We start from the raw sequence: 21,489 nt of genomic DNA, 5'->3' as shown, positions 1-21,489 counted from the left end.
GTTTAGAATAACGGCAGTGTGTAGTTGACGATCAGGCGATTCTGATCACCATTACGCGCGGCCTCGCTGCGCGCCATACCGTTGCGCCAGGCGAACCCGACCCCTTTGAAGGTGCCCGTCTGTACAACATAGTCCAGCGACACGTCTCGCTCCCACTCTGACTGCTCCGCTCCACTTCCGGTTTGAATATGGTCCCCCTTGAGGTACATCACAGAGGCTTTAAGTCCTGGAACACCAGCAGCCGCAAAGTCGTAAGCGTATTGCGCAAATCCGGTGCGCTCACCCGCACGCGTAAAACTGAGCAGCATTTTGTCGGTCCACAGATACAGGCTGCTGCCTCCCGCGCCTTTATCGATGGAACCCTGGTTTATCTGAACGAAATTGCTGTTATCGGATACATCCTGATAGCCCAGCGTTACAGCGTGGCCACCCAGGCGATAGGTGAGTGCCGCGCTCCACAAACTGTTATCAACCTCGCCGTCCCCATCCGCCGTGTAGCCACTGGTCACGTAGCCTTGAGAGCGGCCGGCAGCGGTGCCATTGGCCCCGTCGGAGCGAGTACGGAAATAGCGCAGGTCAGTGGCCAGGGAACCCACATCGCCAAGACTCCAACTGTGGTTGAGCCCCAGAAAATTCTGCGTGTAATAGTCCTCGAGCTGCCCGGTGTAGTACTGGAGCGTGAGCGATTTATCAACGCGATAATCGACCCCGGCGAAGTAAAAACGGTTGCTTTGCTGGGTACCCCCACTCACAGCCAGCCCGGTGCGGTCAGTAGGGGCTCGCCCCGTTGCACGATCCAGCGCGCCACCCATCAATGTGAAGTCCTTGAGCTCCCTGGACTGTATCTGTACGCCCTGGAACGTTTGCGGCAACAGACGGCCGTCCGACGCCACAAGGACCGGAATCTTTGGCATCAACTGACCATACCGAAGCTCGGTTTCGCTCATTTTCAACTTGGCCGTCGCGCCAAACCGACTCCACTCATTTACAGCCCCGTCGCCATCGGACGGAATCATCGAACTGCCCGGATGACGCCCACGCCCGCTATCCAATGTAATGCCGAGCATACCCATGGCATCCACACCGAACCCTACAACGCCAGGTGTGTAACCGGAGCGATAGTCAAGCAGAAAGCCCTGGGCCCATTCCTCAATCATGGAAGGCTTGGCCGGTCCGTCCCGGTTGTCGCTGTTGAAGTAAAAGTTACGCATTGACATATCGGCGTGACTATCTCTAAGAAAGTCAGCATGTGCATGCACGCCAACAAGACCCCAACACAAGGCTACCGTCAGTCGAGAGAAGGTGATTACGGTTTTCAAGGCAAATGCTCCCAACGAGCGCCTGGTGGACGCCCGGAGTTAATTATTATGGCGTTATTGTTGATTAGCCCTGCATGCCCCAACGACGCACGGTGAGGACTTCGATACTGCGGAACACCAACCCTTCAACCACTAGGCCGATGACAATCACCATCAGTAAACCCGCGAATACGTTGGGGGTTTCCAATGCATTGCGATGCTGGAAAACATACCAGCCCAACCCGCCTGAATTGCCCGACACACCAAACACCAATTCCGCGGCAATCAGCGTACGCCAGGCAAACGCCCAACCAATCTTCAAGCCTGCAAGGATTGAAGGTACGGCCGCGGGAATCAGAATCCTGAGGACAAGGCCCAGACCACGCAGACCGTAATTTCGCCCAGCCATGCGCTGCGTTTGACTCACCGACTGAAACCCCGAATACGTATTGAGTGAGACGGCCCAGAGAACGGAGTGGACGATCACCAACATCAAGCTTTGAATCCCCAGGCCAAACCACAGCATGGCCAATGGAAGAATGGCGATGGCTGGCAAAGGGTTGAACATGGCCGTCAATGTCGCCAGCACGTCAGTACCCAGCCGAGTCGAGACCGCCAATGTGGTGAGCACAGCAGCCAGCGCAATAGCCAATGCGTAGCTGATCAACAGTACTTTGAGCGAACTGGCCACCGCCAAGGGCAACACCCCACTGGCCAAATCCTGCGCCATTGCGACAGCGGTCTCGCTGAATGTAGGAAACATGAGGGAATTACCCAGGTAGCGTGCATAGACCTCCCAAATCAACGCCAGCACCACCAATACCAGTGATCGTCGCACGCCAGCATTGGCGTAAAGACGCTCCACCAGCCCCAGGCGACGGGCAATATCACCGACCTGTCCGGTTCTGACAGGGGCATACTCGATATCTGGACGTGCTTGAATCACTTGCTTATTCATGAGCAGTCTCGCTGTGACCAAAGAGCATTCGATTGATACGCTGCTGAAATGCCCCGAAGGCTGGCGACCCCTGCTCGGCAAAGCCGAATGCACTTGCGTCGAGCTCGGCACGCACCTGTCCGGGATGCGGGGTCAGCACTAGAATCCGCGAACCCAGCACGATGGCCTCGTCAATGGAATGGGTAACGAACATCAGCGTGAAGGGCGCCTGCTCCCATAACGCCAAGAGTTCCTCCTGCATGCGCCGTCGAGTGAGCGCATCAAGCGCTGCAAACGGCTCGTCCATCAACAAGACGGCGGGCTCCATCGCCAGGGCTCGGGCAATAGCCACACGCTGCTTCATGCCTCCGGAGAGCTGATGCGGGTAGGCATCCTTGAATTTTTCAAGCCCCACCTTTATGGCTGCACGCGTGGCGCGCTCGACAATCTCATTGCGTGGAAAGCGGCCGGATACCCGAAGCGGGAACATGATGTTGTCAAGAACGGTCTTCCATGGCATCAGTTGATCGAACTCTTGAAACACCATCATCCGATCCGGACCGGGTTCGCGCACAACCTGTCCCTCCAGGCAGATCTGCCCGGCGGCGGGCTCGATGAACCCACCCACACTCTTGAGCAGGCTCGACTTACCGCAACCCGACGGTCCCAGCAGCACAAAACGATCATTGCGCTGCACATTAAAAGATACCCCATGAGTAGCCGTGATCAACTGTTCGCGCGTCTTGTACTGCAACGTTACGTTCTCGACGGTGAGCAGCGCGCGGGTCGCGACCTCAGGACGAGAAAGGGATGAGAGAGCCCCCATATCAGCTACCCTCCCCTTCGGATACTGGCGCGAAGAACACCTGTCGCCAGTCACTTGGAGCGGTTTTGAGCGCCCCCGAACGCACCATGAAGTCTGCCAGCGCCATGACGCCGTGAGGTTGCACCGACCACTCGCCACTCACTTGACGCAGCATCGCCTCCACTTGGTCAACTGAAAGACTTGAAGACTCACTGGCTAAAAACAGTTCTGCGGCCTTACGCGGCTCTTTACGGATGTAATCGTTGGCCTCGCTGATGGCGGCCACTACCGCAGCGCTAAGCTCTGGGTTTTTCTTGACGAAACGCCCGGTGCTGGTCAGCACGCCACTGGTCATTTGCAGGTTCAGTTCGGTGGAAAAGTCGAAAAGCTTGCTGACACGCGGGTCCTGGGAAAGCTGATAGCTATAAGGGTTTGGCCCGATGTAAGCCTTGACCCCTGTTCTATTAAGCAAGCTCGAGGTCGCATCGGGATGCGGCAGACTTACCATGAGGTTGTCCAATCGGTGCACCCCATCGGGGCCGAATTGGCGCTCCGCAGCCATTTGCAGCAACAGTGCCTGCTGACCGCTTGGAGAGCTGACCGCGATCTTGTCGTCGGGCTTGAAGTCCGCAATGGACTTGATAGAAGGATCATTGACGAAAAGACCGTTGTCACCCGCCACAAGGCCACAGAGCACGCGGACATCCAGTGAAGTACGGGTCTTGCTCCAAGCCACCAGAGTCCCTGAAAGGCCATAACCTCCGATGTCCACATTGCCGCTGAGCAAGGCATCATTGATAGCTGGCGAACCGCTGATGCGTTTGATTTCAAAGGTGGTTTGCGCTTGACCATGGGCTTTGGCATGGGCCTGGAACATACCCAGCTTGTCGGCGACCGTGACCGGGAGGTAGGCATAGCCGTACTGGATGGCGAGCGTGACTTTATCCTGCTCGGTTTGAGCGCATGCGGGGCCAGCTAAAAGCGCGCAAGTGATGGAGGCGAAGCAAGCGGATAACGCAGGGCGACAACCCTTTTTCCGGAACGAACGGAGCATACGGACGACCTCATTATTTTTGTTTTTTTGAAATGCCATTTCTTTTTATATGGCACACAAAGCGAACTCGTCGTCAAGCTCGTGGATTTACCTGATCTAAATTCTATTTTTTAGACATAGACAGATCGCCTTTCGTCAGAAATTGTTTTATTTTGAAACGACATTGCATTAAACAAGATTAATAACAATTCATGGGCGACCACGCCCATCCCGCCGCCAGGAGCGAAAATGAGTTTTTTTGCCGCCCCACCGACCCTCCAGACCAGCGTGTTCACGCGTCTGCCGGACCACTTTCGCAACGCACGTCCCTCGGCCTGGGCGAATGCCAACCGCCAAGGTCGAGCAATAGATTCGTTTCTGGAAGGGCCGTCGTTTGATCGAGAAGGTCGCCTGTATGTGACCGATATCCCCAACGGGCGCATCTTCAGGGTTTCCCCTCTCGGCGAATGGGAACTGGTATGCACTTATGACGGGTGGCCGAACGGCCTGAAAATCCACCAGGACGGGCGCATCTTCATCACGGATTACAAGCACGGGATCATGGTGCTCGATCCGACAACCGGCGATATTCAGCCATTTCTGGCGTCGGCGGGGTCCGAAGGGTTCAAGGGCGTGAATGACCTCGTCTTCGCGCCGAATGGTGACCTGTACTTCACCGATCAAGGCCAAACCGGCCTGCAGGATGCGAGCGGTCGGGTTTACAAACTCGACATCAATGGCAACCTGACTTGCCTGCTCAATACCGTCCCGAGCCCCAACGGCATCGTCTACGACCCCAACCTGAATCACCTGCTGATTGCAGTCACTCGCGCCCAACAGATTTGGCGTATCCCGCTTGGCAACGGATCAATCGTTGGCAAGGTCGGGGGCTTCGCCCAGTTGCACGGAGGCCTCGGCGGCCCCGATGGGCTGGCGCTTGATGCAGAAAGCAATCTCTACATTGCGCACACGGGCTTCGGTTCCGTCTGGAAACTTTCGAAAGTGGCAGAACCGCTGCAACGCATCGTTTCTTGCGCGGGCATCAGCAATACCAACCTGGCGTTTGGTGGCGAGGACGGTCAGACGCTGTTCATTGTCGAGTCCGAAACCGGGAGCATTCTGCAAGTCGAAACCGCCGCACCCGGATTGCCGATGTACTCCCATGCCTGAATCCGCAGTGCAGTTCACACAACAACTATAAGAGACGTGACAACATGACTTACGACAATCAGAGCAACTCTGCGCCGCTTGATGACGCCGAGGGTGAGCGCCTGATGCGCCGCATCCTGTGGCGCGTCGTTCCGTTCATTTTTATCTGCTATGTCATCAGCTATCTCGACCGCACAAACGTAGGGTTCGCGGCGATCAGCATGAACAAGGATCTAGGGCTGACCGCAACGATGTTTGGATGGGCCGCCGGTCTATTCTTCTTTGGCTATTTCATTTTTGAAATCCCCAGCAACCTCCTGATGCAACGCTTTGGCGCGCGGATATGGATTGCTCGCATCATGATTACCTGGGGCCTCATTTCCATGGCTACGGCGTTCGCTACCGGCCCAATCAGCTTCAGCATTGCACGCTTCCTGCTGGGGGTTGCCGAGGCCGGATTCACCCCAGGGGTTTATCTGTACTTCACCTACTGGTTCCCGGGTAAGTGGCGCGCCAAGGCGACCGCCGCATTCCTGCTCGGCATACCAGTGGCGAACATCGTCGGTTCACCGCTGTCGGGTTGGTTGCTCGAACAACACGGCGTTTTGGGGTTACAGAACTGGCAGCTACTGCTCATTACCGAAGCGCTGCCCGCTGTACTTCTGGGCATCGCGTGCCTCTTTTTGCTGGTAGACACTCCCTTGAAGGCTCGGTGGTTATCGGATCGCGAAAAAACCTGGCTCAACAATCGCCTGTCTGAAGAGCAAAAAGCAATTGGCGCCTCCCATGGCAACACGTTGCGGGCAGCCCTGACCAATCCGAAAGTATTCACGCTCGCGGCCATTAACTTCTGCTGCATCGTGGGCTCGGTCGGTATCGGTATCTGGCTCCCGCAAATCATCAAAAGCCTGGGCATCTCCAGTGGAGCTCTGGGTTTTGTCGTCGCCCTGCCCTACGTGGTAGGCGCAATCGCTGGCAGCTGCAAGGCCGTCGGACACCGCGTTGTCATTCACCAACGGGACGTGCGCGGTGTTGATGAGCAACGCACCGGGTTTCGTCCGTGCAATCTCGGCAATAACGATCAGATAACGGGTATGCGGCGTCAGCAGGCATCGCCGGCGCGCACCGCGCAATGCCGTATGCCAAAAGGCAGCCAAGCCCGCAACAGCCCACCACCAGGCACATCGGCCATGGCGTGCCGTCCGCTATGCGGCTGACCCACAGGCTCGCCAGCCCCCCGAAGGCGAACTGCATTGAGATCCCCAGTGCGACGCTTGCCCCCGCCTGCGTCGGGAACATATTCATCAGGCTTGCCGTGCAATTGGCCCCCAGCAACCCGGTGACACCCATGTACAGCATTAGGCACAACACGATACTGGTCAGGCCGACCCACTGCGTGTATCCCGCGACCATTAACGCTAGCCCCGCTCCACCCGCCACAACTGCGCCAAACCCCAGCATACGTGGTGGCCCCAGGCGATTGACCCAGTGGGCATTGATAAAGCTCACCATGATGATGCCTAAAATATTTAGGCCAAACAGCGCACTGAACGTGCGCGGCGACACACCGAAGTACTCCACGTACACAAAGGGCGAAGCGGTGATAAAGGCGAACACACCGCCAAACGTCAGTGACATACATAGGATCAATGCCACTGCCCGGGGTTGACGGAGAATACTCGGATAGGCCGCAAACGCCGCTTTCACAGAGGTGCTTCGAGCCTGCGGCGACAGGCTCTCTTCTAAGCCCACGCTGACCATCAGCAGGCACAGCCCACATAGTAGGAATAGCACGGCGAATATGGTGCGCCAACCATCGATCAGTACCAGCCAGGTGCCGACCATTGGTGCGACCAGCGTCGCCATCATCGTCAGCATTTGCATCCAGGACAGCACCTTCGCGGCCTGCGCCAGGCCGTACAGATCTCTGGCCACAGTCCTGGCCAGCACCATTGCACCGGCCCCGCCAAGCGCCTGGATAAAGCGCCAGGCGATGAGTTGCTCGATGTTTGCAGCAAACAGGCAACCCAGCGTCGCCAGACCGTACAGCACCAGGCTTCCCAGCAGCAACGGGCGCCGCCCATAGCGGTCCGACAGCGGACCATAAAACAACATGCCCAGGCACAAGCCAGCGAGGAAAATGCTAATCGTATATTGCACGTGAGCAGTGCTGCTCGACAGTTCAACAGCAATCCGCGGCAGGCTGGGCAGGTAGGTATCGATAGAAAAAGGCACGAAGGCCGTCAGCGAGGCCAGCAGAGCAACCAAGCGCAAAGTGGGCTTCATTCGGAGCGCGCAAGGCTTGCAAGAAAGTCTGCAACTAGCGCATTGAATACAGCACCTTGATCGTCGTGAACATAGTGACTGGCGTCGGCGACCTCCACCGTCCGCACGTGCGAGTTGCTGGCCCTCATCGCCTGCAGCGCCGTGGGGGGCAGAAAGTCCGAGCAGCTGCCGCGAATGAACAAGCTTGGGCAATCCAGCGCGCGCACCGCTGGCCACAAATCCGTCGGTTCGATACTCAGCCGTGCCTCGGCGATCCCCTGCTGATCATGGCGCCAGGCAATCACGCCGTCACACTTTTGCATCGAATATGTCAGCCTCGACGCTAGGCCCTGCTCCGATAAGCCCGGGCGTGAAGCCTTCCAGAATGCGCGGGCCGCCTCCCAACTGTCGAAGTGCAACGGCGTCTGGCCCATCTCGCGGCGAATACGCGCAGCGCCATCGCCTTGGCTTGAGGAGCCGGGGCCAATGTCCTCGATGATTAAGCCATCCAAACGACCCGGATGTTGCCGCGCATACTCGAGAGCGTTAGCCCCACCCAATGAGTGCCCCAGCAAGACAAAACGCTGCAGATCCACATGGGCGATCAGGTCCTCAAGATCCTCAACATAAGACTGCGTGTGGTAGCTCGCGGCCGGGGCCCAGTCACTCAGCCCGCGACCGCGCTGGTCGAGGGCGTAGATGCAATAACCACCCCCCAACGCCTCGACCAACGACTCCCAGGTCTGTGCATAGGCGCGCAAGCCATGCAACAGCACCAGCGGCACGCCGCTCGGGTCGCCCCAACGTAAAAAATGCAAACGCAAGCCGGCGCGATTGGTGAAAAAGCGGCTGTCTGGGGACATGATTTTGCTCCGTGAGTGCAGGGCCTGGATCGACTTAGAAACGATCGAAGCGATAAGGGCTGGGATCGATGATGGGCGCGTGCCCGCTGACAATATCCGCCGCCAGGTGACCCGCCGCCGGTGAAGTACCAAAGCCGTGCCCGGAAAAACCGGTGGCCACGGTCAGGCCGGGAATTTGCGCGACCGGGCCTATTACCGGGTTGGAATCCGGGGTCACATCGATGGTGCCTGCCCAGGCTTGAGCGATCCGGGCTTGCTCGAATACCGGCCAGGCCGCCTTGAGGTTGTTCATCGCATCATTGTTCAGCCGCGGGTTGGCGGCGGGGTCTTGCGTGCGTACACGCTCGAACGGGCTGATGCTGTCGGCCGACCAACGCCGGGGCAGCGCCAGGTCGTTGAAAAAATACTTGCCCAGCGACACGTTCAACACGCTGCGCTGCGCACGAAATTGCGGCATGTATTGCTTGGCAAGCAACAGGTGATCGAGGGTCAGGAAGGCGTCCAGCTTGCCACGCTGGGTAATGATGAAGCCGCCGTCCTTGTGTTTGCGAAACGAAAAGTCCGGCGCGCCCACGGCAATTTCAGTAGGGCCCTGCATCGGATGGGTACGCAACACCGAGCAGGTCAAGGCCAGCGTCGGCAAGGACACACCGAGGTTGCCCAAAAAACGCCGCGACCACATACCGCCGGCGAGCAATACCTGATCGCAGCGGATCTCGCCTTTTTCAGTAACCACGCCACTGACTTTGCCGGCAGACATCTGCAGCGTACGCACCGCACATTGCTCGATGATCACCACGCCCAGGGCCATGGCCGCCTTGGCAATCGCACTGCTGGCCAGGGTCGGCTCCGCACGCGCGTCGGACGGCGTGTAGATCCCGCCGGCCCAGTCGCCCTCGCCGCCCGGCACCAATTGTTCGATCTCGCGTTTGCTCAGCAATCGAGAATCAAGGGACAGATGCTCGACCGACTTGAGCCAACCTTCATGCATGGCCATTTGCGTGTCGTTGCGGGCGACAAACATGATGCCTTCTTGCCGATAGCCCACATCCGCGCCCACCCGCTCGGGCATTTGCGCCCACAAGCGGTCTGCGGCCAGGGCCAGCGGTATATCGTGCGCGTGCCGGCTGGTCTTGCGCACCCAGCCCAGGTTTCGCGAGGACTGCTCGCCGGCAATACGGCCTTTTTCCAGCACCACCACCGGAATATTGCGTTCGGCCAGCGTCAGTGCAGCCGTCAAGCCGATGATGCCGCCGCCGATAATGACGACGCAGGTCGCAGTGGGAAACACGGTGGACGTATCCACGGGCGCAATCGTCGGGGCCATGATCAAGACTCGATAAGCAATTAAGGTCAGCCGCGCACGCGCACAGCCACGTAACGGGTTACTGCGACAGGCGAATGACGTCGACTTGCGCCTTGGAAGCGTTGCGATAAGCCGTCACTTCCAATTCCACCTTGTAGACCGTCGAGCCCAGCGGCGGGCACGTAACGGTGCTGGCCGGATCGACGCCGCGAAACTTCTCGCCGATCAAGGCCATCACCGCCGGCACATCCTTGGGGTCTTGGATGAACACGCGCGAGCACACCACATCGGCCAGGCTGGCATCGACGGCGGCCAGCGCGGTTTCGATGTTGGCGAAGACCTGGTGCGCCTGCTCGAGGACGTCTTCCGGGATCAATTTGGTTTGAGGGTTACGGCCGGCGGTGTTGGAAACATAGATCCAGTTGTCCACCACCACCAGGCGCGAATAGCTGGCTTGGTCTTCAAACGGGGAACCGGTCTTGAGCTTGATGATTTTTGTCATGTCGAAGGTCTCTTCAGTTGTATAGGAAATGGCTCAGCGCAGCTCCGGGGTTTCCCACAGATTCAGTTTCACGCCGATGCCTCTTTCGATTGCATTGCGGTACACCACGGTGCCCCAGGCCACGTCTTCCACGGGCATGCCGCCGACCGACATGATGATGATTTCTTCATCGTTCCTGCGCCCTGGGGCATCGCCGGCAATGATCTTGCCGATGTCTTCAAGCTGTTCGGGTTGCATCGTGCCTTCGGCGATCATGTCCATGAAACGCACCCCGATCACCGGCACGCAGTGGTGGGCAGGCTTGGGCAATTCTTCGAACCAGGCTTCGTAGAGGCCGGTGTTGTCCAGCACCTTGCGCACGTCGGCACGCTCCATCCCTTCATCCAGGGAGCAGGATGCCGGCATCGCCATGAAGGCCCCCGGTTTGACCCACTCGCGTTTAACGATTGGGTAGATTGAGGGGTCGCCCGTCTTACCGGAGCTACAATAAGTAACAAGGTCGGAATCACGGACCACTTCTTCGAGGCTATCGACCACTTTAATCGTGGTTACCTGGGGGTAGGTTTCCTTCACCCAGGCGATAAAATCGTTCAGGCTTTTCTCGCCTCGGCCCTTGATCTTTAACGTATCGATTTGCGGGCAAACGGCGATGAATGCGGCGAGCGTGGTCTTGCCCATCACACCCGGGCCGAGCAGACCGACCACCGTTGAATCCTTGCGGGCCAGGTGCCGCGCGCCCACGCCGGGGATCGCGCCGGTGCGATAGGCCGACAGCAGGTTGGCGGACATATGCGCCAGCGGCGCGCCGGTGTCGGGGTCGTTGAGGGTGAACATCAGAATCGAGCGGGGCAGGCCTTTTTCGCGGTTGGCAATATTGGAGCCGTACCATTTGACGCCCGCAGTGCAGAAATTGCCGCCCAGGTAGGCCGGCATCGCCATCATGCGCCGGTCAGCGGTGGGCTTGGGCATGTTCGGGAACGGCGAATCCTTCGGGAATATCACAATGGCGCCGTGGGAATCATTGTTCGGCCCGGCCATGCGATAGTCGCCGCTATACAGCAGGCCGAACATCTCTTCCATGGTGTTCACACAGGCGAGCATGTCGGTCACGCCAGCGCGGATCATGTCCTGCTCGGACAGGTAGATGAAGTCTATTTTTTTAGTAATGGACATAATTATTCTCGGACTGGAGGTAATATCGCTGCGGTAGGCGCTGCTCCCACGCTATCGACCTTGAGTATCAGCGGGCGAATTTCGGCGGTATTGTAAATTTCGGACATCACGGTGCATTCCGCGCGCACGTACTGGCGCGATAAATGCGTGATTATTCCCGGATGTCTCCACTTGAAGGTGCTATGATGGTCAACCTGTGCGCGCCGACGCTGCGGCACCACACCGCGTACGAACAACCCTGGTTCGTGCTCAACTCATCGCGGTATTCGGTAGTGCCTTCCGATCACCCGGCGATTTCGCATTTCTATGCCTTTGACGTTGCCGACTCGGCCGACCTGCTGGCGGTCCCGGATGGCTGTGTGGACATCGTGTTCGACTGTGATGCCACGCGCCCCACCGTGAGGATTTGTGGCACGCCGTTGGAGGCGCAGCGGGTCCAGTTGCTGCAGGGTCATCATTACTTCGGCGTGCGCTTTTCGCCGGGGGTGATTCCGGGTTTCATCAACGTCTTGGCCGAGGACCTGACCGAACAGGAATGGGACCTGCTGGAAGTGTCTGCATTTGCCCAGCGCATTTTCGAGAGCATCGTCCAGGCCCCGCAGTTGCAGGAGCAAATGAAGCTGTTCAACGACTACCTGATCCCGCGCTTGATGGGCAGGACCTCAAAGCTGACGGCCATGGTCATTCAACAGGCGCTCGCCCACCGCGGCGACCTGCGCATCCAACAGCTTGAACACCTCAGTGGCTACACCAGCCGTAGCATTCATCGCCAGTTCAGCCAGGACACTGGCCTGTCACCCAAGACCTTCTGCCGGATCATCCGCTGCCAGGCGGCTCTGGAAACCCTGAATACCCAGCACGATGTATCGTTTTCGGAACTCGCCCTGGACCTGGGCTTTTCCGATCAGTCGCACTTCCTGCGCGACTTCAAGAAACTGGTCAGTACAACGCCCTGCGAATACCAACGCACAATGCTGCGAAACGCCTATAACGAGCGCATCAGCTTCGCCTGAAACCCCGCCCTCCCTTCCCTCGCCGGGAAATTAAGTTTCGGTCTCCATCATTTCTCCATAAACCCTACGCTGAACGTGCATGCTGATGAGGCATCATCCAATCCGTTGCTGAAAAACTGCGCACCGTTGCAGCATTGAGCCACGGCATAGCACATCGACCGAGCAGACCATGACTGAATCATCCCTTGCATCGAGCGCCAACCAGGCGCTGATCCTGATCGCCGAAGACGAGCCGGAGATTGCCGATATCCTCGCGGCCTATCTCAAGCGCGCCGGCTTTAAAACCGTGCATGCGCAGGACGGGCGGCGCGCGCTTGAGCTGCATCAGGCGCTCAAGCCCGATCTGGTGCTGCTCGATGTGCTGATGCCGAAGCTGGACGGCTGGATGGTGCTGGCGGAAGTTCGTCATCGCGGCAACACGCCGGTGATCATGCTGACGGCCCAGGATCAGGACATGGACAAGCTCATGGGGCTGCGCATAGGCGCCGATGACTACATCGTCAAACCCTTCAACCCGGCGGAGGTCATCGCCAGGGTCCAGGCAGTACTGCGCCGATGCGCCGATCAGGGACATGGCAGCGGCCACAGTGTGCTGCGCGTCGGCCCATTCGAGATCGACATCGACAACCATGAGGTAAGCGTGCGCATCGGCACGCAAAAACAGCCGTTGCAACTGACGGTGACCGAATTCAGGTTGCTCGCGCAGTTGGCAAAGTCGCCGCGTCGAGTGTTCAGCCGCGCCGAACTGCTGGTGCTCTGCTCACCTGAGAGCGACAGCCTGGAGCGTACGGTCGACAGCCATATCAGCAAATTGCGCCGCAAGATCGAAGACCTCGGCATGCGCGGCGTGCCGGCCAGCATCCGGGGCGTCGGCTACCGGTTCGGGAGCCAGGCATGAACGTCAGCAACAGCATGAGCCGGCAGATCATCTTGTCGATGACCGCCGTGGTGCTGTGTGTAATCGCACTCGCGGTCGTCGGCACCTATGTGTTCTATGCATTGCTTTGGACCCTGTCGCCCCCGACGCAGCTGGAGCTGGAGGCGGATGAATGGTTGCCCAGTGGCGTAGAATGGGCCTGGATGAGCTTGATTACCTGCGTCAGCCTGGGCGTCGGCGTGGCGGTGGCCGTCAAATTGTCCCGACGCATTCTCATGCCGCTGAACTCGGTGGCGGCCAGTCTGCGCAGCCTGGCCGACGGCGACCTGGATGCACGGGCAGTGGCGCCAGACGTTTCTCCGGGCGAAGCTGCCCGCCTGGTGAATGACTTCAATAGCATGGCGAACCGATTGAAACGCATGGCCGAAGAACAAGCCTTCTGGAACGCCGCGATTGCCCATGAACTGCGCACCCCGCTGACCATCCTGCGCGGCCGTCTGCAAGGCCTGGCCGAGGGTGTATTCAAGCCTGACACTTCGCAGTTCTATAGTCTCCTCAGCCAGGTCGAAGGGTTGACGCGCCTGGTTGAAGATCTGCGCGTGGTGGGCATGGGGGATAACGGCTACCTGAAGCTGGAAATCAAGCATGTCGAGCTGGCCGACGCGCTGGAGGCCGAAGCGCGGTTGTTCGAACCCAGCCTGAACAGTGCCGGTTTCGTCCTGCTGCTGGACCTGCGCAAGGGCCCCGTGCACTGCGATCCCGCCCGCATCCGCCAGGCCTTGCTGGCACTGCTGGACAACATCCGCCGGCATGCCACGCCGGGCAACGTCAGCGTTCAGCTCGGCAGTGACGAGCGCGGCAATTTCCTGAGGGTCGCGGATGAGGGTCCGGGTGTCGACGAGCCGTTCGCCGCCCTTATTTTCGATGCGTTTCAGCGTGGCGACAGTTCGCGTTCCCGCGCCCAGGGCGGCAGTGGCCTGGGCCTGGCCGTGGTGCGTTCGATCGCGCTGGCCCATGGCGGCGCCGTGGCCTGTCGAACACTTGTAAATGGCGGCACTTTATTTGAACTCAGTTGGCCAACGGCAACCCTTTTGAATATCGAACCCTGACAACCTTGAAGCGAAGTTTGCTCTATTAACACCCACCAAGGTGATGGCATGCGTCTCCGTATCTCTTTATTCAAAAGAGCAATTAAATATCGCCACTTTGCCTTACTGGACCTACAAGGACGTTGTATCGCATTCATGAGTTGCGAAGAAATCCCCAACAGAGGTGAATGGATGGAAGTCGAAGCAGTCAATCTCGCCTGGCTCAATCAAACGCTGCCAGGCCTTGAACGCCGGGCAGCGATCAGCCACACCGTGTAATGCCTGGCACCCTTGTTTAACGTTCCAACGTGGATAACTGTTATGCCGACACTGCATTCAGCGCGGATGCCTATCGCCCTTAAACAACTGGAAGCGTCACTGACGCTCTACACATTCAAACTCAAAAAGGTGCAGCGCTTCTGTATTCCCCTGCAAAAGTACGCGCCTTCTTGTGTCTTGGCCCTGTGGCTGTTGGGCGTATGTGCATCGCTGATAACCCAATCCTATTATCACTGGCTGCTGACAGCGCCGACCATCTGCATCCTGATCACCCTGGAAATCATCATCGAAGAAGTCCAGATCGATCTGTTGTTGATGACCGACGAAGCGCGTCATCGGCTCGGCATCTCCCGCGACTTTCATCAACGCGCAACGCGCGACACAGGTGCACCATGGCATCCGTAACACCGCCGATTCTGCTCGAAGAAAGTAAAAAACTGGGACAGCAATCTGCCAGCCAGACCCTCAAGGCCATCGCCAGGGCCTATCCCGGTAAATTGTTCGGCACCTTATCGTTGGTCGCACTGGAAAATGCGCTGCTGCTGGCCTACCCGCTGTTCGCCGGGTTTGCCGTGGACTCGATCATCCGCGGCGATGCCGCCAGTGCATTGTGGTATGCCGCCGTGGTATTGGGCTTCTGGGTGGTTGGCGCGGCGCGGCGGGCGCTGGATACGCGCACCTTTACGCGCATCTACGCCGACCTTGCGGTACCGGTAATTCTCAACCAGCGCCTGCAACGCCACAGCACCTCCAAGGCGGCGGCGCGGGTGGTGCTGGCGCGCGACTTCGTCGACTTTTTTGAAAAGCACGTGCCGACAATCGCCACCGCGCTGGTGTCGATCGTCGGGGCGGCGGGCATGCTGTTGGTGATCGAGCCCTGGGTCGGCCTGGCCTGTCTGCTGGCGTTGCTGCTATGCGTCACGCTCATGCCGGGCTTCGCGCGGCGCAACCAACGCTTGCATGAGCGCTTGAACAATCGGCTGGAAAAGGAAATCGGCCTGGTGGAAACGGTCGGGGCGCATACCTTGCACCGCCACTATCAGGTGCTGTCGCGGCTGCGCATCGGGCTATCGGACCGTGAAGCAGTGGCGTTCCTGTCCATTGGCATTCTGGCGGCGCTGCTGTTCGTGGTCGCGATCACCCAACTGGCCTTGGCGCCAGCGGTGAAAGCCGGGCATATCTACGCGGTGATGACCTACCTGTGGACCTTCGTCAGTTGCCTGGATGAAGCGCCTTCGATGATCGACCAACTGGCGCGGCTCAAGGACATCGGCAAGCGGGTGGACCCAGGCCTGGCGGATTCAGCGCGGTGACCTGCGCGTTTCCGACGGCGATTCGCCGAACAGCTCGCGGTAATGCGTGGCGAAATGGCTCAGGTGAAAAAAACCCATGGCCACGGCGATTTCACCGACGTTTTTCTTGCTCGGGCAGGTTGCGATCAGGCGTCGCCTGACCGCGTTGAGACGCAAATTGCGCAAGTACTCTACTGGCCGCATACCGGTCACTGCCTGAAAACTGTTCTGCAGGGTTCTGCGACTGACGCGCAACTGCTCGCAAAGGTCCAGGATGCTCAGCGGGGTATCGCCACTAGCAATGATCAATTCCTGGCTGCGTCTGACCAAATAGGCGCTGACCGCGAAATTGCCACGCCGGCCACGCACTTCGTCGCCTGCGTGGGTGAACAGATCGAGGAACGCACCGAGCAGCTCATCTTCCAGGATTTTTTCCGACGCCGGGCTGATGGCGTCCGCGTGTTCCAGAAAGTGACGAAACAATAGGTGAATGCGCTGACGAATGCGCAGCAGTGACGGTTCATCCACGTTAAGCGCGGGCACGCTGGTCAAACGCTTGAGCTGATCATTGGATAACTCGAAAGCCGCCAGTTTGGCGAAACGCACGGCATCGACGTTGAATGCAAAAAAATGCGTGCCTTGCGGCGCATGCAGCACGAACTCTTCGGCATCACGCAGCAGCACCACGCTTTGCGCGCTTACCCGTTGCCCCTGGACCACCGGAGGGTTGCCCAGTGACATGGCTGCGCACAAGCGGCCCTGGGGCGAACGGCCATGCTGCACCACCCGCTTGTCCAGCACCTCCTGGAAGATCTGGAAGCGATCACCGGTCAGTTGCCGCAGCTCACTGGTCAGGCAGCCGCGACCGAGCTGGTCATAGACCTGCTGCCAACCCTGGATCGAGCCGGCGTGCTGTTGAGAGTCATTGAAGGTTCGGACTTCAGCGAGCATATTCGTCATTCCTCGGCGGCCGGGTTCTTGCTTTTGGCCTGAAGGTGGCTCAGTCATCCGTGACATCGGTTGGCGTTACACAGGCGCAACGTCCGCCTGGAAAACCAAAGCCAGTTCCGTGCCAAGCATGTGCAGATGATAAGTGCCTGGGTGAATATCCATCGGCGCCAGTAGCGCACCGGAAAGCACCACCTGCCCGGCCTCTACGCGATGACCATCGGCCAGCAAGCGCCGCACCAGCCAGCACAGGTTGAACAGGGGGCTGTCTTCTCGGTCCTGGGTATCGCCGCTGCCCAGATACACACCCTCATGCTCCAAGTGATACGCCACGCACGCATGCCGGACAGGATCGAACGGCACAGGCTGCCCTACACAGTACAGTGCCGCGGCGGCGTTATCGGCCAGGAACGCGCCAAGCCCGAAATGCCAGCCCTGCCAGCGACAGTCGGCGATCTCGAACGCCGGCGCCACCTCGGCGATGGCCGCCAGAATCTCCTCATCCCCGTAGTCGCCCGCTACCAGCGTGCGCCCGAACACAAACGCCAGTTCGACCTCAAGCTTGGGCTGAATCAACCGCTCAAATGACACCGTGCTGCCCGGCTCGACCTCCATGACCGCCGTGAGGCCGCCATACACCGGCTCGTCGAGGCCAAAGCGCGCTTGCGCCGCGCGGCCTGCAAAGGCGACCTTCCAACCGCTCAGCCGCTCGCCGCCGGCCTGGCGCCGTGCCAGCCCCTGAAGCTGCAGACCGTAGCCTTCCAGCCGGTCCAGCGCCTCGGGCGGCAACGGTGCAATGGGCTGGGCGGTGCGCCAGGCCTCGTACAGTTGGCCGAGCAGTGCGTTGGCGCCACTCATGAAAGTTGCTCCGCCAGTTTGCGCAGTACGCCATCAAGCCGCTCCGGAGTGGTAATCGCCGCGACAAATCGGTCCGGACGCACCACCACGATGCAGTCACGCACCTTGGAGAACCATTCGCCCAGGCGGTTATCCACGTCCTCCACACTCACGGCGTCGCTGGCCGTCAACGGCTGGTTTCGGCCCACGCCGCTGCGCGACCGGTTGACCTGGATGAAACAGGTGCCCCAACGTGCCCAATAATCCGCCATCGGTTCGCTGAGGTGCTCGCGCGGATTCACGCGGTAACCCAGCACGGCATAGCTGTTGCCGAGGACTTCGTCCAGGCGCCGGCGCTGACCTTGCGCATCTTCGATATTCGGTTGGATGAACAGTTGCCCGACTAGATCATCCTCACGCAATTCGGCCCGCTCGTGATAGACCAGCCCTTTGGTGATGGTCGCCTTGGGTTTGAACTTGAACTCCAGCAAGTGCGAACGCAGGTTGTCGACGCTGTTGACTGCCTGGAACAGCCAGTCGCGCACGCCTGCCATCAGCGGGTTGGTCAAGCCAAGGACGGCGCCCATATTGTCGGCCAGGGCTACCAGTTCAGTGGCGTGACCACGGCGTTCCTGGTCGTAACTGGCCAGGATCGAGGGCGCCGCACGCCCCTGGATAATCGCCGCGAGCTTCCAGGCCACGTTGGCCACATCGCGCAGGCCGGAATTAAGGCCTTGCCCGGCCCAGGGCGGAGAAATATGCGCCGCATCACCCACCAGCGCCACACGCCCTTCGACAAAGCGCGCCGCGACGCGCGAGTGGTGGGTATAGGCACGAATGCGAATGACATTGAGGTCGTTTACGGCATCGCCGATATGCCCGTGGATCAGCTTGCGAATCGTTGCCTCTTCGCACATTTTCGCTTCGTCCTCGCCCTCCATCAGCATGAATTCCCAGCGCCGCTGCTGGTACGGCAAATAGATGCACACGAAAGGCCGCTGCGGATCGGCATGCAACGCGGTGTAGGGTGCGTCCAGCGTGTCGTTGGCTGTATCGACCACCACCCATTTGCGTGGATGGGTCAGCCCCAGCAGTTCGATACCGAGTTTTTTACGCACCGTGGAGCGACCGCCGTCGGCACCGATCACGTAGTCGGCTTGAAGCTGGTAGGTCTCGCCGTCGGCACCGCGCACCTGCAGGGTCACGCCCTGATCGTCCTGCGCAAGTTCGAGCAGTTCGTGGCCCTGGCGCAACTCGACGCTGGCGCGCTGCCCGAGATGCTCACGCAAGGTGCCTTCGAGCAGTTGCTGCATGAAAATATTGCGCATCGGCCAGCCGTAGTGGGCAGCACTTGGCTTGACCTCGGCGAAACACACGCCGCGCGCGTTGTAGTAGCGCAGCGGCACATCGCAAATCATGTCGCGTACCGCCAGTTCGGCGATACCGATGCCCTGCAACACACGCAATGCCTCATCGTCCATGCCCACGGCACGGGGATAAGGCAGGATGCCGTCGGCCAGTTCAAGGACGATGCAGTCGATACCGTACATTCCCATATAGTGCGCGGCCGTGATGCCATTGGGGCCACCGCCCACGATGACAACCTGGGTCTTCTCCTGCTTCATCGCTATTCACCGCTTTCTTGTTGTGGTTTTGATCCAATACTGCTTGATGCTGCGCCTTTATCAGTGCAGCCCGTCAATACCTTTTACATCCTCGGCCTTCAGGCCGCCCAACCGCGCATGCAAACGGCCGCGGGTGGCGAACGCCCAAATCACCACTACCTCATCAGCCGAAGGGCCGTCACCGAACGTCAGGGAGAAGCTGTCGTAATGCGAACGCACGTACAGCGCGTCTTTGTGGGCCAGCGGTACGTCGATGGTCGAACCCGGCCCGCCGCGTTTGCCGGTCGAGGGCACCCACGACTTGCCACCGCCCAGGGCGACGCGGATCGGATCGGCGGCCGGGTTGGTGAGGAACGCGTTGCCGTGCTCGTATTCTCCCGCGCTGCCCACCAGGATGGCCTTGCCATAGCTGACAATTTCATGTGCGCCGGCCAATGCCTTGATGCGCCGGCCGAACTCTTCGCCCAGCAGCGGCGACGGCTCAGTCAATTGCGAGAGGTCCTCGCTGTAGCGCCCGGCATAAGGGTTGGCGATCACGGCAGCCACGGCGTATTTGAACAGCGGCTCGCCATCGGCCAGTTGGCCACTTTCGTTGGCCAGGGTTTCTTCGATGAAGCTGTACCATTTGCGGATGTGATAGCTGGCAAAATTCGCGGTTTTCATCAGGTGAACCTCGGTTCAAATCGGGTCAAGGGGGTCAAGGGGGTCAAGCGTGATGTTGCGACTCGGCGCACGGGCGGCCTTGAAGCGGGCCTTGCCGCACGCATCGTCATGCTCTGTCTCGAGAAAGAATTCCATGCGATTGCAATCGGGGTCGTTGAAATACAGGCCGTTGCCGATTTCATGATCGGTAATTTTCACCACCTCCACCCCCTTCTTCAGCAACATGCCGTAGAGCTGGCGCAAGGTGGTCATGTCACCTTCGATTTCCAATCCGTAGTGCTGCAGGCCCAGGCCGCCCTGATGGGCGCCCGGTTCTGCACGAATCAAGGCGATGTCGTGATGTTTGGTGCCAAACGCCATCATGACCCAGCTTTCGCCCCGGGCACTTTCGTGCATGCCCAGGATGTCGGCATACCAGCGCGCCGACACATCAGGATCACTCACAAATAGCGATAAGTGAGTCCGAAGGATTTTGACTTTCATCACCGATTTCCTCAGTTTTTCTTGACGATGGATTGATGCCCGGCCTTGATCTGCGCCACGGCAGGCGTCCAGAGCACATCCGCGATCTCACTGAATTCACGCCAGTGCTTCTGCCAGCCGTCCCCGCCATTGTCAGAAGTGAACAAGTGCCCATACTTGGTGCCCGCCACGATCTGGCGCGGGTTGGCCGGGTTGAAGGCAATGGCCCAGACGCAGGAGTTGGGTTGCTGCGGCAGCGGCAATACCTCCCAACTGAGGGCGGCGTTACGGGAAATCAGGATTTTGCTGGTGGTGCCGGGAGTGCCGTCGGAAATGCTCAGGTACAGCGTGTCCTCGGTGCCCGGCGGCGCGTTCATGGCGCGTATGTAGTACAGGCCGAACGCTTCCCGGCCAACAATGCCGGTCCAGGTCAAGCCTTCATCAAGGCTGCGGTAGACCGCGTTGACGCACACCACCACGATGACTTTTTCGCCATGGTTGGGCAGCACCAGGATGTTGTGGATATCCGAGTTGAAGTCCCACAGCAGGCGGTCATCAACCCGAGTCCAGCTGTCGCCACCGTCGCGGGAATGGAACAGCCCACCCTCCTCCAGGCCGAACCACACCTGATTGCGGTCGGTGGGGTCGTAGGCGAAGGCCAGCAAACGTGGGCGACTGACGCCGTCGCAGAATTCCGGGATCTCCACCGGCGCGCGATCCCAGCTCAGGCCGCCGTCCAGGGTGCGCCACAGCACAGCGCGCGAGGGCGCACCGGTACCGACAAAGATCCGCTGGGCATCCTGCGGGTCCACCGCGACCTTCCACACCGTCTCGCCGTTGAACGGCGAATCGACGCGCTGCCAGTGCCCACCGGTGTCGTGGCTGACACACAAGCCCACGTCGGTGCCGGCATAGATTCGCTCGGGCGTGTCGGGATGCACGCTCAAGGAGCGGGTGATCGCGTCGAATTCCAGGTCTTGCCCCAGGCCCAGACGATGCCAGGTCTTGCCATCGTCGGCACTGCGAATCACCGCCTGCCCGACGGTGGCGACTAAAAGGGTTCCGTTACTCATC

General features: G+C 59.4%; 22 protein-coding genes and 1 pseudogene. 8 read left to right on the top strand and 15 right to left on the bottom strand.

All coding sequences use genetic code 11. The annotated features are described in order from the left end of the window. Nucleotides 1–2: 2 nt before the first annotated feature. The 4 genes from C4J89_RS10370 to C4J89_RS10355 all read right to left on the bottom strand — a co-directional run bounded on the left by C4J89_RS10370 (nucleotide 3) and on the right by C4J89_RS10355 (nucleotide 4,094). Nucleotides 3–1,292, bottom strand: a complete 1,290-nt coding sequence (locus C4J89_RS10370; RefSeq protein WP_372237496.1) for an OprD family porin — start codon at nucleotides 1,290–1,292, stop codon at nucleotides 3–5. A 91-nt stretch (nucleotides 1,293–1,383) separates the two neighbouring features. Next, nucleotides 1,384–2,256: an ABC transporter permease gene (locus C4J89_RS10365; RefSeq protein WP_124403734.1), complete on the bottom strand. Its 873-nt coding sequence runs from the start codon at nucleotides 2,254–2,256 to the stop codon at nucleotides 1,384–1,386. Then, on the bottom strand, nucleotides 2,249–3,061 hold the full coding sequence (locus tag C4J89_RS10360; protein ID WP_124403733.1) for an ABC transporter ATP-binding protein: 813 nt from the start codon (nucleotides 3,059–3,061) through the stop codon (nucleotides 2,249–2,251). Before C4J89_RS10360 ends, C4J89_RS10365 begins: the two co-directional genes overlap by 8 nt. Nucleotide 3,062: 1 nt before the next feature. Next, the gene (locus C4J89_RS10355; RefSeq protein ID WP_164487526.1) at nucleotides 3,063–4,094 is read right to left on the bottom strand and encodes an ABC transporter substrate-binding protein; all 1,032 of its coding nucleotides are present in this window, start codon (nucleotides 4,092–4,094) and stop codon (nucleotides 3,063–3,065) included. A 228-nt stretch (nucleotides 4,095–4,322) separates the two neighbouring features. On the opposite strand from C4J89_RS10355, the gene C4J89_RS10350 reads away from it, so the two are divergent. Together C4J89_RS10350 and C4J89_RS10345 are read left to right on the top strand one after the other, a co-directional pair. Continuing rightward, complete coding sequence (locus tag C4J89_RS10350) at nucleotides 4,323–5,243, top strand: SMP-30/gluconolactonase/LRE family protein (RefSeq protein WP_124403731.1); 921 nt, start codon at nucleotides 4,323–4,325, stop codon at nucleotides 5,241–5,243. Nucleotides 5,244–5,287: 44 nt separating this feature from the next. Further along, a pseudogene (locus C4J89_RS10345) lies at nucleotides 5,288–6,139 on the top strand (MFS transporter); the annotation flags it as partial. Nucleotides 6,140–6,227: 88 nt separating this feature from the next. Here the strand turns inward: C4J89_RS10345 and C4J89_RS10340 are convergent. Genes C4J89_RS10340 through C4J89_RS10320 form a run of 5 tightly spaced genes read right to left on the bottom strand, consistent with a single transcriptional unit; the run spans nucleotide 6,228 to nucleotide 11,331 of the window. Then, the gene (locus tag C4J89_RS10340; RefSeq protein ID WP_124362244.1) at nucleotides 6,228–7,508 is read right to left on the bottom strand and encodes a multidrug effflux MFS transporter; all 1,281 of its coding nucleotides are present in this window, start codon (nucleotides 7,506–7,508) and stop codon (nucleotides 6,228–6,230) included. Next, nucleotides 7,505–8,350: an alpha/beta fold hydrolase gene (locus C4J89_RS10335; protein WP_124362243.1), complete on the bottom strand. Its 846-nt coding sequence runs from the start codon at nucleotides 8,348–8,350 to the stop codon at nucleotides 7,505–7,507. The genes C4J89_RS10340 and C4J89_RS10335 overlap by 4 nt, the downstream gene beginning before the upstream one ends. A gap of 34 nt (nucleotides 8,351–8,384) precedes the next feature. Beyond that, a complete protein-coding gene (locus C4J89_RS10330; RefSeq protein WP_124362242.1) occupies nucleotides 8,385–9,677 on the bottom strand; it encodes an FAD-binding oxidoreductase in 1,293 nt (430 codons plus the stop codon). Between the two features lie 58 nt (nucleotides 9,678–9,735). After that, nucleotides 9,736–10,158 (bottom strand): RidA family protein, encoded by a 423-nt coding sequence (locus tag C4J89_RS10325; protein WP_124362241.1) that lies wholly within the window; start codon nucleotides 10,156–10,158, stop codon nucleotides 9,736–9,738. Nucleotides 10,159–10,191: 33 nt separating this feature from the next. Further along, complete coding sequence (locus C4J89_RS10320; RefSeq protein WP_124403730.1) at nucleotides 10,192–11,331, bottom strand: tyramine oxidase subunit B; 1,140 nt, start codon at nucleotides 11,329–11,331, stop codon at nucleotides 10,192–10,194. Between the two features lie 185 nt (nucleotides 11,332–11,516). Here C4J89_RS10320 and C4J89_RS10315 point away from each other — a divergent pair, with 185 nt between their 5' ends. The 6 genes from C4J89_RS10315 to C4J89_RS10290 all read left to right on the top strand — a co-directional run bounded on the left by C4J89_RS10315 (nucleotide 11,517) and on the right by C4J89_RS10290 (nucleotide 15,901). Then, on the top strand, nucleotides 11,517–12,344 hold the full coding sequence (locus C4J89_RS10315) for a helix-turn-helix domain-containing protein (protein ID WP_124408606.1): 828 nt from the start codon (nucleotides 11,517–11,519) through the stop codon (nucleotides 12,342–12,344). Between the two features lie 169 nt (nucleotides 12,345–12,513). After that, on the top strand, nucleotides 12,514–13,242 hold the full coding sequence (locus tag C4J89_RS10310) for a response regulator (protein ID WP_124362239.1): 729 nt from the start codon (nucleotides 12,514–12,516) through the stop codon (nucleotides 13,240–13,242). Continuing rightward, nucleotides 13,239–14,330: an ATP-binding protein gene (locus C4J89_RS10305; protein ID WP_124362238.1), complete on the top strand. Its 1,092-nt coding sequence runs from the start codon at nucleotides 13,239–13,241 to the stop codon at nucleotides 14,328–14,330. Before C4J89_RS10310 ends, C4J89_RS10305 begins: the two co-directional genes overlap by 4 nt. 48 nt (nucleotides 14,331–14,378) lie before the next feature. Next, nucleotides 14,379–14,588: a hypothetical protein gene (locus tag C4J89_RS10300; protein WP_124362237.1), complete on the top strand. Its 210-nt coding sequence runs from the start codon at nucleotides 14,379–14,381 to the stop codon at nucleotides 14,586–14,588. Between the two features lie 42 nt (nucleotides 14,589–14,630). Then, complete coding sequence (locus tag C4J89_RS10295) at nucleotides 14,631–14,993, top strand: hypothetical protein (protein ID WP_124362236.1); 363 nt, start codon at nucleotides 14,631–14,633, stop codon at nucleotides 14,991–14,993. After that, a complete protein-coding gene (locus tag C4J89_RS10290; RefSeq protein WP_124362235.1) occupies nucleotides 14,981–15,901 on the top strand; it encodes an ABC transporter six-transmembrane domain-containing protein in 921 nt (306 codons plus the stop codon). The genes C4J89_RS10295 and C4J89_RS10290 overlap by 13 nt, the downstream gene beginning before the upstream one ends. Here the strand turns inward: C4J89_RS10290 and C4J89_RS10285 are convergent. The 6 genes from C4J89_RS10285 to C4J89_RS10260 all read right to left on the bottom strand — a co-directional run bounded on the left by C4J89_RS10285 (nucleotide 15,890) and on the right by C4J89_RS10260 (nucleotide 21,488). Then, nucleotides 15,890–16,831: a helix-turn-helix domain-containing protein gene (locus C4J89_RS10285; RefSeq protein ID WP_124362234.1), complete on the bottom strand. Its 942-nt coding sequence runs from the start codon at nucleotides 16,829–16,831 to the stop codon at nucleotides 15,890–15,892. The genes C4J89_RS10290 and C4J89_RS10285 overlap by 12 nt on opposite strands. 75 nt (nucleotides 16,832–16,906) lie before the next feature. Next, entirely contained in the window at nucleotides 16,907–17,686 is a 780-nt protein-coding gene (locus tag C4J89_RS10280; protein WP_124362233.1) for a 2-keto-4-pentenoate hydratase, read from the bottom strand. Then, entirely contained in the window at nucleotides 17,683–19,290 is a 1,608-nt protein-coding gene (locus tag C4J89_RS10275; RefSeq protein WP_124403729.1) for a bifunctional 3-(3-hydroxy-phenyl)propionate/3-hydroxycinnamic acid hydroxylase, read from the bottom strand. The genes C4J89_RS10280 and C4J89_RS10275 overlap by 4 nt, the downstream gene beginning before the upstream one ends. A gap of 60 nt (nucleotides 19,291–19,350) precedes the next feature. Then, the gene (locus C4J89_RS10270; protein ID WP_124362231.1) at nucleotides 19,351–19,953 is read right to left on the bottom strand and encodes an amino acid synthesis family protein; all 603 of its coding nucleotides are present in this window, start codon (nucleotides 19,951–19,953) and stop codon (nucleotides 19,351–19,353) included. Nucleotides 19,954–19,968: 15 nt separating this feature from the next. Further along, the gene (locus C4J89_RS10265) at nucleotides 19,969–20,436 is read right to left on the bottom strand and encodes a VOC family protein (RefSeq protein ID WP_124362230.1); all 468 of its coding nucleotides are present in this window, start codon (nucleotides 20,434–20,436) and stop codon (nucleotides 19,969–19,971) included. Nucleotides 20,437–20,447: 11 nt separating this feature from the next. After that, nucleotides 20,448–21,488, bottom strand: a complete 1,041-nt coding sequence (locus tag C4J89_RS10260; RefSeq protein ID WP_124362229.1) for a YCF48-related protein — start codon at nucleotides 21,486–21,488, stop codon at nucleotides 20,448–20,450. Nucleotide 21,489 lies beyond the last annotated feature (1 nt).

Source organism: Pseudomonas sp. R4-35-07 (assembly GCF_003852235.1).
Lineage (GTDB): Bacteria > Pseudomonadota > Gammaproteobacteria > Pseudomonadales > Pseudomonadaceae > Aquipseudomonas.
This window is presented reverse-complemented; position numbering and strand designations above follow the sequence as displayed.